The organism is Paenibacillus silvae (assembly GCF_014639235.1).
GTDB lineage: Bacteria > Bacillota > Bacilli > Paenibacillales > Paenibacillaceae > Paenibacillus > Paenibacillus silvae.
The window spans coordinates 42,293-56,959 of sequence record NZ_BMFU01000011.1; the positions used below are offsets into that span (position 1 = coordinate 42,293).

15 protein-coding genes are annotated in these 14,667 nt (G+C 45.3%); 2 read left to right on the plus strand and 13 right to left on the minus strand.

The window, feature by feature from the left end; all coding sequences use genetic code 11:
* Positions 1 to 26: 26 nt before the first annotated feature.
* The 3 genes from IEW26_RS30455 to IEW26_RS30460 form a co-directional block, all read right to left on the minus strand.
* Complete coding sequence (locus tag IEW26_RS30455) at positions 27 to 2,189, minus strand: C40 family peptidase (RefSeq protein WP_229730017.1); 2,163 nt, start codon at positions 2,187 to 2,189, stop codon at positions 27 to 29.
* A 22-nt stretch (positions 2,190 to 2,211) separates the two neighbouring features.
* A complete protein-coding gene (locus IEW26_RS24675) occupies positions 2,212 to 2,619 on the minus strand; it encodes a DUF6075 family protein (RefSeq protein WP_188594296.1) in 408 nt (135 codons plus the stop codon).
* A 113-nt stretch (positions 2,620 to 2,732) separates the two neighbouring features.
* A complete protein-coding gene (locus tag IEW26_RS30460) occupies positions 2,733 to 3,416 on the minus strand; it encodes a sigma-70 RNA polymerase sigma factor region 4 domain-containing protein (RefSeq protein ID WP_229730018.1) in 684 nt (227 codons plus the stop codon).
* A 361-nt stretch (positions 3,417 to 3,777) separates the two neighbouring features.
* On the opposite strand from IEW26_RS30460, the gene IEW26_RS24685 reads away from it, so the two are divergent.
* Positions 3,778 to 4,314 (plus strand): RNA polymerase sigma factor, encoded by a 537-nt coding sequence (locus IEW26_RS24685; RefSeq protein ID WP_188594297.1) that lies wholly within the window; start codon positions 3,778 to 3,780, stop codon positions 4,312 to 4,314.
* A gap of 78 nt (positions 4,315 to 4,392) precedes the next feature.
* Here IEW26_RS24685 and IEW26_RS24690 read toward each other — a convergent pair whose 3' ends face one another.
* Genes IEW26_RS24690 through IEW26_RS24700 form a run of 3 tightly spaced genes read right to left on the minus strand, consistent with a single transcriptional unit; the run spans position 4,393 to position 7,434 of the window.
* The gene (locus IEW26_RS24690; protein WP_188594298.1) at positions 4,393 to 6,717 is read right to left on the minus strand and encodes a VirB4-like conjugal transfer ATPase, CD1110 family; all 2,325 of its coding nucleotides are present in this window, start codon (positions 6,715 to 6,717) and stop codon (positions 4,393 to 4,395) included.
* Positions 6,710 to 7,075 carry a PrgI family protein gene (locus IEW26_RS24695; RefSeq protein ID WP_188594299.1) on the minus strand — a complete coding sequence of 122 codons (366 nt, stop codon included), beginning with the start codon at positions 7,073 to 7,075 and terminating at the stop codon, positions 6,710 to 6,712. The genes IEW26_RS24690 and IEW26_RS24695 overlap by 8 nt, the downstream gene beginning before the upstream one ends.
* A 26-nt stretch (positions 7,076 to 7,101) precedes the next feature.
* On the minus strand, positions 7,102 to 7,434 hold the full coding sequence (locus IEW26_RS24700; RefSeq protein WP_188594300.1) for a hypothetical protein: 333 nt from the start codon (positions 7,432 to 7,434) through the stop codon (positions 7,102 to 7,104).
* 337 nt (positions 7,435 to 7,771) lie between these two features.
* Between IEW26_RS24700 and IEW26_RS24705 the strand changes: the two genes are divergently transcribed.
* Positions 7,772 to 8,113, plus strand: coding sequence for a helix-turn-helix domain-containing protein (locus IEW26_RS24705; protein ID WP_188594301.1), 342 nt, complete (start codon positions 7,772 to 7,774; stop codon positions 8,111 to 8,113).
* Between the two features lie 21 nt (positions 8,114 to 8,134).
* Here IEW26_RS24705 and IEW26_RS24710 read toward each other — a convergent pair whose 3' ends face one another.
* The 7 genes from IEW26_RS24710 to IEW26_RS24740 all read right to left on the minus strand — a co-directional run bounded on the left by IEW26_RS24710 (position 8,135) and on the right by IEW26_RS24740 (position 14,464).
* Positions 8,135 to 8,974 carry a VirB6/TrbL-like conjugal transfer protein, CD1112 family gene (locus IEW26_RS24710; protein WP_229730019.1) on the minus strand — a complete coding sequence of 280 codons (840 nt, stop codon included), beginning with the start codon at positions 8,972 to 8,974 and terminating at the stop codon, positions 8,135 to 8,137.
* Positions 8,975 to 9,038: 64 nt separating this feature from the next.
* Positions 9,039 to 9,341, minus strand: a complete 303-nt coding sequence (locus tag IEW26_RS24715; RefSeq protein ID WP_188594303.1) for a glutamyl-tRNA amidotransferase — start codon at positions 9,339 to 9,341, stop codon at positions 9,039 to 9,041.
* A complete protein-coding gene (locus tag IEW26_RS24720; protein WP_229730020.1) occupies positions 9,338 to 10,888 on the minus strand; it encodes a VirD4-like conjugal transfer protein, CD1115 family in 1,551 nt (516 codons plus the stop codon). The genes IEW26_RS24715 and IEW26_RS24720 overlap by 4 nt, the downstream gene beginning before the upstream one ends.
* A gap of 217 nt (positions 10,889 to 11,105) precedes the next feature.
* The gene (locus tag IEW26_RS24725; protein WP_071639619.1) at positions 11,106 to 11,300 is read right to left on the minus strand and encodes a hypothetical protein; all 195 of its coding nucleotides are present in this window, start codon (positions 11,298 to 11,300) and stop codon (positions 11,106 to 11,108) included.
* A gap of 29 nt (positions 11,301 to 11,329) precedes the next feature.
* A complete protein-coding gene (locus IEW26_RS24730; protein ID WP_188594305.1) occupies positions 11,330 to 12,238 on the minus strand; it encodes a hypothetical protein in 909 nt (302 codons plus the stop codon).
* Positions 12,235 to 13,140 (minus strand): PcfB family protein, encoded by a 906-nt coding sequence (locus tag IEW26_RS24735; RefSeq protein WP_188594306.1) that lies wholly within the window; start codon positions 13,138 to 13,140, stop codon positions 12,235 to 12,237. Before IEW26_RS24735 ends, IEW26_RS24730 begins: the two co-directional genes overlap by 4 nt.
* Entirely contained in the window at positions 13,049 to 14,464 is a 1,416-nt protein-coding gene (locus tag IEW26_RS24740; RefSeq protein WP_188594307.1) for a relaxase/mobilization nuclease domain-containing protein, read from the minus strand. The genes IEW26_RS24735 and IEW26_RS24740 overlap by 92 nt, the downstream gene beginning before the upstream one ends.
* Positions 14,465 to 14,667 lie beyond the last annotated feature (203 nt).

Below are 14,667 nucleotides of genomic sequence, written 5' to 3' on the forward strand. Positions count from 1 at the left end.
AATGAGTAAAATTCACTGGTTAGCATCTATACCCAAGGTTTTCTCAAGCCATCATTGAAGCTCATGTGAAATTGCTCAATCCACCTATTAATCACCCTCCCATACATCACCTGCTTATCCCCATCAAACAGATTCCGATAAACCACCTGTCCACGGCTAGAGGAAGCATCGACGACCTTCCCATTGCCTGCATAAATACCGACATGAGTAATATCCATAAAACGACCATTGCTTTCATAGCTCCAAAACACCAAATCTCCAGGAGCTAAATGCTCATATTGGATTGCAAGGTTATGATCTACGATATAACGTGCCTGTTCTGCCGCGGTGCGTGGCAACTGAATATTTAACTGCTTATAAGCCCACTGTACCAGGTAGCTACAATCTGTGTAGCGCCCGATTCCTGCCTTGGGCTGGCTATACGGATCACCTAAACGAGTTAATGCTAGCTTAACCGCCTCAGCCCCATGTGCTCCCTCTGGTAAATCTCGATAAACCAGTTCAAGCTGCTCCTGTGATAAGCCTGTATCACTGTCCTTGCCTAAAAGAGCAAACATAAGAGGTCTAAATTCCTCTGATAGCATCTCCTCCATTAGTGAATGTTGATCGTTTGTAAATCTATAATCCCCTGCTTGCTCCTCGGCTGTCCGGCTAGTAATCGTAACATGGAGAACCGTTTCATACGTTGTCACCGTTTTATTTTCTAAGCTACCATCCTCTTGCTCTACCGCCACTGTCTCCTGATTCTTAATCTTTTCTAGATCGTATTCAATTATGTTCATATCCCAAAAGACGGAGCGAATCATTTCCTCACGCGTCGCATCAATGGTGACCACATCCATTCCACCTTCAGCGTCCAGCGCCGTCTTCACTGCAAAGACTGCGATGACATCACTCCAGTTATCTACACGGGTATTATCTGCACTACCAATATAGTTTAGCTCCTCCCGATCAACAGATCCTGCATGTTGTCTAATCTCCTCTAGTCTATCAGCAAATGCAGCATCCATTTCTTTGACAACTACAGACAAGGGCTTTACATCCTGCTCCGTATTTTCGTCAGAAAAGAAAATGCCAAAGGGGGATGCAATGAGAGAAGCAACCGCTAATACGATGCACATCAGCATAATGACTGAGCCACTCACTCCTAATAAAGCCATGATTCCCTTCACTGCCACAGCGGCAGCCTTTACTACGATACGAATGATACGCAGATTAAATCGGGTCATGGCTTGTATTCTTTGTATATTTCTTCGAACTGACGCTGCCTGGTGAATCGCTTTCCTAGCCTGCTCTATGCCACCCTTTTTACCAACCGAAGCATTCATACTGCTTTTTGGTCTGTTGGACGTCCCCAGCCTTGTTTGCTTGGATAAGGTTTTGATTATTTTTTGCCCTTTGGTAGTAACAGAATGACTGACCAACCGAGAATGCTTTGGCTTCTTAGCCAATTGAAATGATGACTGCGTACGGAAGAACTTCCTTTCATTACCGGATTGTTTCTCAAAGTTAGACTGTCGCCTCAAATAAGAGGGATTACTTGATTGAACAAGAGACTGCTTTTTAGGTTCCGCCTGTAGCCTGCTGCCTTTTTGCTGCTTGATAAACTTCAATTTTAGTTTAGATACCCGCCCAATATACAAAAGCCGAGCATTAGCCCGGCCCTTTAAGTCACTTTGGTTTCTTACAACTCGATCTGACAAGCTCACAGTCAAGTTCTGTCTAGGTCTTAGCAAGGTATATTGAACGCCCCGATACCTAGTATTACTTACTGAGGCTTTAATTTGCTTCATGCTACGTGGCAACTGTGTTGCTCTTGTTTTTCTACCATTTAATATAGAATGCTCTGATGCTTTCCTTCGTGCTGTTATTCCTTTTTCACTCTGTACATACCTGTTTATACTTACGTTTTGCTTGTTATTTATCAATGAAGGTGCGTGCTCAATGCTCATCTTTTGAGACGCTCTTTTTGAAATCGGTCTGGTTAAATGTTTACCAATTCTCAATGAGCGCTGTAAGGCCTCACTCGATTTGCCCTTAGCATATTCAACAGGAGAATGTGCATCTGATTCATCGTTATCCTTCTGTTTGAGCCCCACTATAGATGCACGTGTTTTATCAAGTAACTGTACATGTCTCTCCAGCTTTTTTACACTTTTATGCGTAATCCTTGTTTTTATATCCTTCATACCACCACCTCCACTTAATTATTTAGCGAGTGCGATTTTCAATGCTTCTGGTAGTACGTTCATGCTCTCTACAGTATTCAGGGTAACGCAAGCGGATAGCCTCGAAGAAGTAAGGCGCATAACTACAGTCAAATAGCTCGTGTGGGGTGGAGTAACGCTCTTTGCCATCCTCAGTCCAGCCGTTCCACAAATTAAAGGCTAAACGGCTTGTTCGAATTGTGCTGCTGGTCTGCCATGCAGCGCTAAGGCCTGTAGTCTTGATGCTGTCATTTGAATAATCAAATAGCTCATTAGCATGGCTTCTCATTTCCCACGAAATCCCTAACACATAAAAAACGGCTCGATGATAGGCATCTGTACAATTCGCCCTTCGTAGCGACTCATAATAAAAGCGTTCGTGCTCCTCATCTCGAAACATTCTTGGCTGCATATTAAGTGGCTCCCTTCATAACATGCAGCGGCTAGTCACCAGCACCAGCCGCTGCAATGCGAAATAATCCTCTAACAATCTCATCATTTTTATGGATAAATCGGACCCATTGCTTAGTCCAGTATTTTATCAAGCAAACGAGACAGTTTTTTCAAACCACTGCTTATAGACTTACGAACCGCACGCTCGTCCACCTTTTCTATCTGAGCAATAGCAACCTTGCTTAGTCCTAAGAAATAATGGGCATAAATGCGTCTGAAGCTCTTTTCCGACAACTGGCTCATGGCCTTATAAATCTCCTGCCGAAGCCAAGCCTCCTCGAACTCCATTTCAGAAGAACATATTTGAAATAAAGCTTGATGCTCTATGCCATCGTTAGCATCCAGTGAATAATAAGCACGATGACGATACGCACGCAATCTGTATGCGCTATCAAGATTATCAAAGCGATGCATTTCCTCAACAATTTCTTCATCCACCTCTACCCATACATCTGTTGTATAAAGGCAATATAGGTCTCTCAAATTTATTTTCATCGTTCTTACCTCCGTATTTTGGTTTTTTTGTACAAACCAAAACAGAGGAGGAGAACGACAGCCTGTTCCATGCTTCAAAAATCCACTGGCGGAATAAAAAGGACTCCAAAGCAAAATGCTGTTAGAGCCTACATGGATAGTAATAATCAGTAATTGACACAAGGGTAATAGAGTAGCGTAGATAGCAAAATTGCTCTGCGCTACCAGCTTCTTTGCAGCACAAGCTGCACGTGATTTGATATTAAAGGCACTCGACCACAAAATATCAACTCCCGCTCACATAGCGACACCCTGTGAGAAGAAAGCCTCATGTTCAGTTATTCAGGTGTCACCACTCGTAAGTGAAAATCCTGCTTAGAACTCTTCAACCTATACAGCCTCCAAACCAAATTCAAAATAACTACATTTTTAGACAATAATCCCTATATGGTTATATGTCGCTCGAACCATGACAAATCACGTAACCAGGAATATTTTCCTGTTTTTAGTCGTATCATTATGGATTTTGTAAATTTTAAGAGCTTCGATCTACATGCTAATGGTAAAATATAGGAGTATTGAACCAACTCTTTACCTGTAGTTGCGGTACTTTATCACCACTAGCTGAGAGGGGGAGCAGCACATGTACAGCTTAAAAACCAATGGGGAGTTTTTAGAGGAAATCTATCGAAGTCATGCCAACCGAATCCGTTTATTTTGCAAAAAACTTCTGAGAGGCCATTACACTGATGCAACTGAGGAATGCGTGCAAAATACCTTCCTACATGCAGGACAGCAAGCAAACAAGCTTAAAAAACATCCAAATATTGAAGGCTGGCTTTATAGAACCTCCCGTAATCAGGTAAACAATGTTTTTCGAAAGTGCTATATCCAGCAAAAATATGAGGTTGACCTTCACTGCGATGTAGCCGACATGCTAGCTTGTGGCTGTCCGTTTTTAGATGAGGTCCTGTTTCCCTCGACTAACCTAAGCAAATTGGTTGAGGAGCTTTTGAATAAGCTCAATTCTCGTGAACAGGCATTGTATGAGGACTACTTCAAGCAGCACTTGTCCATTCTTGAATTGAGTGCAAAATATAGCCTGTCCAATACAGCAGTTACCAGTCGGATACATAGACTGAGGAAGAAAATCAAGCACCTGCTACAGGAGGTATTGTAGTTAACCCAATGAAAAACAATACGAATTAAGGCGGCTATCCAGCATTAAATGGATAGCCGCCTACTTGTAATTGAACTTTTACTCACCTGGTTTGGTCGTCATTAAGCTATACAGCCTTGTATGGCGTGGAAATTTATCTGTAAATGGCACTAATGAGCTGCCGACCTTTAGAAGACCGTTCCCGGCATCTACATTTGTAATGTAGGACAATTGCAAATCAGAAATATTCAAAAGCTCTGCCAATTCCCTTCTATCCGTGCTTGCCTGATTCAGCATTACAATAAATTCGCTGTTAGCCAGCATCGTTCGAGCTGTGTGGCTCTGCAATAAGTCGTCCACATTTTGTGTAATTCCCGTACAAAAAGCGCCATATTTTCTGACTCGCTTCCAGAGCGTAAACAGAAAATTGGCGCTATATTCATGCTGAAACAACAGATAGATTTCATCTATGAAGATGAAGGTATTTCTCCCTTTTGCCCGATTTTGCGAGATTCTATTAAGAATGCTATCTAACACCACCAGCATCCCGATTGGCAGTAGCTGCTTTCCCAAATCCAGAATGTCATAGCAAATGAGACGGTTGTTCACATTTACATTGGTTGGCTTCGCAAAGGTATTCAAGCTGCCAGCAGTAAACAGCTCAATTGCCAATGCAATATCCTGAGCCTCGGGCTCGGCTTGCTTGAGCAGCTCTGCTCTAAAATCCTGCAGCGTAGGTGGATCTCCCTTGTAGTTGTTTTGCAGGAACCTTCGGTATACACTGGCTGTGCAACGGTCAATAAGCGATTTTTCCTTTGCGCCCAAATGATGCCCTCCCATTAGCTGCTCGCATAAGGAAAGTACAAATTCTGATTTTAAAATAATTGGATTGGCTCCATCTCCATACTGACGGTTCATATCCATCGCATTAATATGGTTAGGCGAGGTTGCTGAAATATGAATCGTTTCGCCCCCCAACGCCTCAACCAGTGCCGAATATTCGCGCTCCGGATCAATGAGAATGACATCGTCATCTGTAGCGAGCACCTGATTGACGATTTCACGCTTGGCAGTAAAGCTTTTTCCTGAACCGGATACCCCCAAAATGAAGCTGTTTCCATTTAGCAGCTGCTTCCGATTGGCAATGAGCATGTTCTTGCTAATTACATTTTGCCCATAATAAATGCCCTCGGGATGGATGACCTCCTGCGCCCGAAAGGGGATGAACACTGCCGTGCTTTCCGTAGTCAACGTTCTCAGCGCATGCACCTTCCTTACTCCAAAGGGCAATGCAGTATTCAGTCCATCCATTTGCTGATAGCTCAGGGTGGAGAATTGGCACAGGTGCTTGCGCGCTGTTGTCAGTATCGCCTCTGTATCACTATCAAGCTGCTCCTTGCTTTCAGCAACATGCACCATCGTCAGCAGTCCAAACATCATACGCTGGTCGCGTGTAGTCAGATCATCCAGGAACTCCTTACTCTGCTTGCGCTGCTGCTCCATATCATAGGGCACGACAGCAGAAAAGTTGTTGTGCTTGTTTTGCCTGCGCTGCCAGTTGGTAATGTTGGTTTCCACGCCCAAAAGACGGTTCTCTACTTCACGAACTGCTTCATCTGTCGGAATTGGAATGATGTCCAGGGATAGAAACAAATTCCGATTTAAATCACATAGCTCGGATACCATACTGTCTTTAATATAGCTCGCGTACTCACGAAGGAAAATAACCCGCCCGTACAGCTCCCCCATGCGAAAATGATCCTTCTCAAACTCCAGCGTATCGGGGCAGATGTAATCCTTAAAGTCATGTCCCTTTCTCATCGTTTCAGGTAAGCTAAATCGGAAGCTTGCTTCTTCATTCATTCGATAAAAGTCATGAAAAATCTGCAGACGATCTGCCGCATCTAGCTCGATGCAGCGTGATCCAAGCCGAGCAAAATGAGCGGATAGCTCAGTGGTGACCCTAGCGAAATATTGCCGCGCCTCCTCGACGCTTTTCTTGGCGATGGAGATGGTGATATATTTTTCCTGAACCGTTCCGTGTGCTCCAACGGCCTTGTCCATCAGCATTTGATTATATTCCTTCCGATATAGATCAAGTGGATCTTCTCGCAATGGAATAAGCATAGAGCCTTCAAAATCAGCCTGGTTCAAGCGGCGGTTATGAATCGTTATTTTGGTTGTTGCTCCGCTGTCAAAGGAATTAAGCAGCTCTGAATAGGATAAGAACATCTCCTCCTTATCCTCCCTAGATGCCACGGCATAGTTAATATCCTCAAAGCGATAGGATTTAGAAAACTTGTTTCCAACAAAAAAAATCCCGTCCGGCCAGATGGCGCGAATCGGGATTACCTGTTGAACACCTTTCGGTATAACGAACCTTTCCTTATCCTGCTTCAGAATGCGACTTAGCGTTTTAATCATAGCGCTTCATTCCTTCTTTTTCATACTTTTGAATCGTTCCCTGTAACGCCTCATAGTAGGTATTTGTGGAATAAAAAATTAAGCGCCGCGGCATAAGAAATTCGGATTTTACATACGCCCATAATAGCTGCTCTGCTGTCATGCCATGATACCTAATAAAGCCCAATGCCGCACATGGTGCAGCCCCCAGCACACACATCCAGCTTAATGTTTCAATGCCAAATTGCCTACGCAAGCCAAAATACAGAGCAATCGCTACACCAACAGCCAGAATAGAAAAAAAGAACTGCCGCAAGGACAGTCCAAAAAATAAGCTTTCCGTATATTCCCGGATTTCCCGGTTAATCTTTACCTCCACCTTCATCCCTCCCGATTAGCTACTCACTAGTCACTGTTCTTCCTTTCCTCTGTATGGCTACATCCTTCGCCTTCATCAAACCCAGTGGAATGACATAGCAGCGTGGCAGCAAGCTGAATACCATCCTTCAGCCCCTGTAGATACAATCGTTCATTTATAATGCCATACTTATGGTGATGCCAGTCCTCCCATTCAGAGAACTCCGGCATACGTCCAATATCCTTTCCCGCAAATAACGCTTCAAAGGCTTTATCTGCTTGCTCACGAATAAAGCTTAATTCAGGATCATGCTCAATTCTCGCAGAAACCTCATCCATTCTTCCTTGAATCGCTTGCCGAAACCACGGTGGAAATCCCATCGCCCTGCTTCCCCCTCACCTCTACGCTAAGACTACTTTCTACTCCTCTTTTCTCGATACAACTGCATGAGAAGTTCATCGACCAGCCGACTTTGCACTTGAAGTTGCTCGTTATTGAAAAGCGGAATTGACTGCTCCAATGACCTTTGACCAATTACGTTTAGGTTTCGGCGCTCTTCCTCTAACAATTTAAGTGGATCAAGCAATTCATAGCCTCCTTATATTTTTAGACTTTTAAGGTTACAAAAATAGTAACTTTAAAAATCATGTCAGTCAATTGTGCACTCATTCATAATAGAAAATGCAGGCTATTAAGTCGGATTAAGGAGGTGCTATTATGCTTAACTATGATAGAAAGCTGGTTGGTCAGCGTATTCGTAAACAACGGGAAGTATTAGGAATTTCACGTGAGCAATTTGCTGAAAAAATCGGCAAGGTTCCGCGTTTCTGTGCTAATATCGAGCGTGGGCAGGTAGGCATGTCTATTGAGACAATGCTGAGTATTTGCTCCTTACTCAAGTTATCTCCCAATGATTTACTCTTGAACTCAGAACCTAATCCTTCTGAGGATAATGAAACAGCTTTAATTATGGCTGCTTTGAAGCATTGTACTGAGCAGCAGCGAAAGGATGCTCTGGCACTGCTAAAGTTATTTCTTGGCGCATCCTGGCGCAATTAAATAACTCATATGGATCTGCTTTTAAAGCCCCATCATTTCCCTCACAATACGATCAGCCATCTTTATCATCCCTACAAGCACCAGCATATTAAAGATTAGCTCCCCAATATAAGTCCATACCATTGTGATAGCCCCGGCACCTTCTTCCACTGCTGGAGGCGCAGCAGCAAAGGCTGTAAAGATGATACAAGCCAGTACGATGATGGCTCCCTCCAAGCACACCGCAGCATATCCCTTCAAAAAGGATTTTCCAATAGATTGACTTGGCTCCCCCGCAAAGGAAGAAAGTGGAACTGGTGCAATGGCTGTATACAAATAAATGCGAAAAAAGCGTCCATATACGGATAAAATCATAATGAAGGACAGCACTGTAATAAACAGGCTACCTAGCAGTGTGACAATCCATAGAGGAATGCTTTGCCAAAATCCCACCTCTTCAATGGCTTGAGCTATTGTACTGGGCAACGCAGCTGCAGTCGCGGAACCAAAGCCTGAACGAGCCATCATGGTCGAGATGATACCCTGAACAATGGTAAACAGCGTCAGCATAAGCTCTAGTCCATAGGTAACCACCGCCTTTGCCAGAATAAAGCGAATAAACAGCTTAACGGCAACCTCTGGCTTTTTTACCTCAGCAAAGCTGCCTGTCGTTTTCACTACACCAATGACAAAAAACAACACAAGCAGTGCTAAGCCTGTGGCCTGCAGTCCACCATGAATATCCAGAATGACGTGCCAAACGCTCCCTCCTTTAAACTCCGTAGGGGATTGAGTGACCAGCGTCCAAATCTCTGCCATTTTGTCATTCCAGGTTTCTAAAGCATTTTCTAAATTTTCAGCAATCCAGCTATTTTTAGACACAGGCTGCCTCCCTTCCAGAAGCAAAGGGGCAAGCATATAAGGCCTGCCCCTTCTTTTAAGCTGGTTATCCAGTGATAATATTCAGAATTTCCTTGGTGAAGGTAATGATAATTCCACCAGCCAAGGTCAAAAATCCGTTAGCTCGCTGCGACGGATCATGTGACTTAAAGGATAGTCCCACCTGCACCACACCAAAGCCTAAAATAATCATGCCAATCGCCCTAATTAGGCCAAAAATGAAATTGGATAAATTATTAACGGCGGACATAGGATCACCTGCTGCATAGGCAACAGATGAAAAAACCGCACTAAGTACAGTGAAGATGTACAGTCCTAACAGCCACTTGCGTTTCGTGTTTCCCTTCATGCCATTCTACCTCCCTGGTCTACTAGACTTGCCTCCACTTCCTCCTCGGAAAGCAGCTCGTACTCTCCATCCTCATGCAGCGTGATAGAGCGCCAATCCCTTGCATGCTCTGTGCCTCCGTGTTTAAAGGGTGGCTGTTCTCCATCTGCTGTATAGAGAATATTTGGATGCTTCAATAAATCGTATTTGTCGTCCTGTACTGGATACTCCCCACGGATGAACAGTAGTGCATAGCGGTTATCCAGCAGCCGCACCTCATCTGGAGCGAGCAGCTCACGTCCCGATTGCTGATAATTAATGGAGTAGCTCCCGCTGCGTCCTTTACTCTGACCATACGTATTCGTATCAATCGTTTCCTTACCAAGCAGCTCAGACACGTATTTATGCGTGGACTGCTCATTTCCCCCTAAATACAAAAACACATCGCAGTTGCCTACGATGGATTCCCAGCTATCCTTATAAAGTGCCTTGAGCTGCGCCAGATTTTGCAAAATGATTGATACAGAAATCTCCCGACTGCGCATCGTGGATAGAAGCTTATCAAACTCGTCTGGCAGGGCAACATTCGCAAATTCGTCCATAACAAAATGGACATGCGTAGGCAGGCGACCTCCATGCCGATAATCAGCCTCATACATTAAGGCTTGGAAAAGCTGCGTATACAGCATGCCTACAATAAAGTTAAAGCTGCTATCGTTGTCAGGAATGACAGCAAATAATGCTGTCTTTCTCGTTCCAATCGTGGATAAGCCCAATTCATCAACCAAGCTCATACCTGCTATCGTATGCAGGTTGAATTTTTCCAGCCGTACACCAAGTCCAATCAAAATCGACTTTGCCGTTTTTCCAGCAGCCAGCTTGAAGATGTTATACTGCTTCACCGCTAGATGATCAGGGTCACGCATCTCCAGCCGTTCAAATAGCTCATCCAGCGGGCTCTGATAGGTTTCATCCTCCTCACGCACCTCTGCCGCTGCAATCATCTCCATCACCATCGGAAAGTTCTGCTCCTCTGGCGGTGCTTCATAGAGCAGGTACAGAATGAGCGCTTCAAGCAGTGCCGTTTCAGAACGTTCCCAAAACGGGTCATTGGTGCTACTTCCCTTGGGCGTGGTGTTGCGAATCAAATTTGTGACCAGCTTCAGTACGTCCTTGTCATCCTGCAAATAGGCAAATGGATTATAGCCATGAGAGCGATGAGGATTAATCAAATCCATGACTCGAATGTCATAGCCCTGTGTCCGTAGCAGATGCCCTGTATCGCGTAAAATCTCCCCTTTGGGGTCAAGCACTACATAGGAGGTAGCCGTCTGCATGACGTTCGGCTTTGCATAAAAGCGCGTTTTCCCTGCACCAGAGCCACCGACTACCAGCACATTTAAATTACGACGATGCTTTCGTCCATCCAACCCAATTCGTACACGCTGGGTTAAAATTTTGTTTTGCTCTGGTGTCTTACTGCGGTATTTGCTATTTATTGTTTTTGCCCTCCCCCAGCGTGCGCTACCATGCTCCTCCCGGCGGCGGTAGTTACGAGGTGAAGCCAAATAGATCCCTGCTCCCAAGCCATAGGAAAGGATAAAGATAAATAAGCTACGTGGTGTATCCTCTACCCATTGAATATGAAATGGCTGCTGGAACGCTTGATTTAAATGTGTAATGATACCAAACACTCCCTCTGATAAGGCGGGCGCTGCCAGTAAAGCCAACCAAACAACGGGCACAAAAAAAGCCGCAAAGAGTAATAGGTTACTCCTTACGGCTCTATCGCGCTTCATGGCGTTTCCATCGCTTCTGTTTTTGATACGGGGCTTCAATGGCCTTTAACAATAAATCATCGACGGCATCTGTTGGGCGCTTCTCACCAATTAAATCATTACGTAAGCTATGCAGTGCGTGCACCACAATACCATGCTCGTAATGATCCAGGCTTAGCGTCCGTTCATGCTGCTCCTTCATAGGCACTCCCTCCTGTTTTAAGATTGTAGCTAGCGAGTAGGCTCTGAACGCTTGGCTTGTCGCTGCTGCTGTGAGAGCTGGCGATTCATTCGGACAATGCTTGGCTGTGCGGCTTCCTTCATATACGTCAGTTCTTTCCGAAGCTGCTGCGGCTCCATTTTACCTAGCAGCTCAGGTACACGTTGAAAGGAAAAGCTACTGGTAGAAAATCCAAATTGCTTGCTCAGCATATAGGCTGCACAATACGCCTGTAAGCTGCTTTCGGAACGAGCGTATTGTCCGTTGCCCTTATCCATCTCCGCATGTGCAAGCTCCTGTGTTAGCGCACGAAAAATATCGCCTGCAGCAAGTCCGCGGCGAATGACAATGCTTCTTGTATCTGGTTGATACAACGCATGCATCTCTGATGGCAAGCTGTCGCTCATTGTAATTGGAACGGGCGCACGTTCAATTAGCGCTTTAATTTTTGCTCGTTCATCAGGCATCACGTTCTGCTCCTGTTTCGGAAGCGCCGTAGTTTGCGAAATATCAAACATCCTCTTTGGGTTATAGCTAATGGCCGTGCTCCCATCCTCCCGCTTGTAGCTCTCCCCTGGCTCCAGAATATAAAATCCGGTTTCCTTCCTGCGGATAAATACACCCTGCTCCTTCCAGCCTTCAAAATCAGCAATACGAGTTGCTTCTGGCCGTTGTGCCAGAATGAGCAATGCGTTAGCAACACTGTAGCGGTCAAAACGGCTCTGCACATCCAAATACTGTTGAAAGCCCTCCCCACTTTGAGCAATTTGTAGTGAAGCCGTATCTATGGTGTCATACGTCCACTGCCGCAGCTCCTGCTTTTTTTGCACCCATGCCTCTTTATTAAAGGCCTGATCGCCGCGCTTCGTTGCTGAAGGAATAGATGCTTCTTCTCTGAATAAATCATCCAGCCCACTCATTTCGTCTTCCCTCGCTTTCTTCCTCCATCACCCTTTCCCTTGGTGCTCTTTGCCTTCCCTGCTGGTTGGCGATTTTTTCTGGAGGGTAGTGGGTCCTCATGCACTAACGTCTGCTTCTCCTTATTGGCCTTACGGTTTTCTTCTCTAATTTCTCGTAATAGCTGTCGAATGGAGATTCGTTCTGGCTCCTTTGCAGGCTGCGCATCAGGGATATCCTTTACGGTAGCCTCGCTGGGTTCGGAGATAGGCTCTAACAGATGGGAGGGCTTCTCCCCCAAGGTTCTCTCCTCCATGCTTGGCTCCTTCATCACCGGCTGCTCTTCCTGTATTGGAGCTTCCTCCGGTGCTTGAGGCTTTCCCATCAGCTCGTCCAAAAAATCCTCCGTATTCACCTTCTCTAACTCATCCGAAGCCGCTGTTACCTCTGCTTCCTGTGTATGGGTGTGCTCCTCATCTCGTGGTTCTTGCTCTTGTTGCGGCGAGGCAGTTTCCCGTGACTTCTCGATTTCACTTTTAATGCTTGCTGTATCTACCGTTGCCAGCTTAAAGCGTTCTACAATCCGATTAATTTTGGAAGCATCCTCGGCGCGAACCATAATGTCACATAAGCCATCCACATTTTTTTTGTCGCGCAACGCACAGTACAATACACCATACCGCTTTGCTTCCGTACAGAAGGTTTCGAGATCCGCATTCCTGACCGCAAACACCTTCAGCTCCTTGCCGCTGCGTAGCAGACTTTCCAAGCGAATGCTGCCCTTTGTCCGCTTTTGCCCCTGCAAAGCTGCAAATAGATATACAGCCAGGTGCTTAGCGCCTTCTCCTGAAATTTTGGCCATCACCTCGATGCTGCGCAGACTCATATTCACGACCTGATTGGCTGCCTCTGCTTCGGTGCTCATGCTTCTGCTCCTCCTTTCGCCATGTTCCTTGCTCTTGCCTTAGCGTAGTCTGCATGTCCGCGGAACGTGCCAGTATTCCCTCGCCAAGCCTCACCTCCCTTCGTAGTACAGAAAGCTGCTTAGTTAGACCGGCTATGTCCGCCTTGTAGCTCAGCCTTTGTTCATTATCCTTGCAGCGGCGAATTCGATGGTAAAGTCCCTTTCGTCCCGTTTTTAACAGCTCCATCTGCATGCTCGCCTCAGACAGGTAAAGCTCAAGCTGTTCCCTTGTCGAAATCTTCTTTTCACTAAGCAGCTTTGCTTGTGCAGTCAGCAGCGACATCCTTCGTACATCCTCACGCAAACGAAAGGTTGGTCTTTTAGCTGTCCTACGATTGGAGGGAATAATGCCCATTTGATACAGGTACTTTACATATAAGCCCTGTAAGCCTTGAAGCTTGCGACTGCCAGCCACTTTCCCGTACAGGATACCCTTTCGTTTTCGTGGTAGTGGAGCTGGCATTGCTTGCTTAGGAGCTTTGTTCTGAAGAATACGCTGCTTGAGTGCCTCCTCGGTGTACGCTTCTCCAAGACTACGCAAACGAACAAAGCGCTGCTTACCTGGAGGACGGATTGCCCAATGCTTTGCCGCTGTCTTTACCTCGTAGCCCTTCTTTTGTAATTGCGAAAAAAACTGCGTCATAGTCATCGCGGTAGCCAGTGCCTGATCTACATCCTCACGAATGAGTCCTCGCCAGGTTGGGCGATTTTCATGTTCTGCCTTCCATTCTCCATAATGTGCAGCCCTTCCACGCTCAGGATGTGTAATAACCGACAGCGCATACTCTCTGCAAAGCCGATCCGAGGTTTGACGGAGCAGTGCATAAGAGGCTTTGTTATCGTAGTAGCGTTTACCGTCAAAAAAAGAAACAGCATTTAGCACAAAGTGATTGTGTAAATGCTGCTTGTCTAGATGAGTGGATACCACCACCTCAAAGCGCTCTCCCCATAGCTCCTGTGCCAGCTTCATTCCGATAGCATGGGCAATTTCCGGTGTTGCTTCACCAGGTGCAAAGGATTGATAGCCGTGAAAGGCCAGAATTCCCTCGGTCTTTTGAAACTGTCGTTTTGTTCGTTGCATCTGCTCATAGGCAGTGAGCGGATCACAATTGATTCCACTCACATATAGCTGTTTTTCCGTTTTGCCACTGTCCTGTACGTATTTTAAGGCTTGCTCTAGGCCACTTTCTATCTCTTGAGATAAATCTGTTTTTTCAGGATTAGCAATGTAGTCAATGACTCGCTTTAGCCGATCTGTCACATCCCAAATGGCTGTTGTTGCCAATGCGACACCTCCTTACTCAATCATGGTGATTTAGAATGGTGCCTCAGTTGAACTGACAGAACTCAGAATAACTAAACAAAGAAATCACAGTAGTATTCTGTTAGAAATTAAAAAATGGGCCGTAAGCAAAAATGATACATGTTAGAAGACACTTAAAACTCTAATGCCTCTTCTCTCGGAACTTTCCAAAAGCAATAAATCGT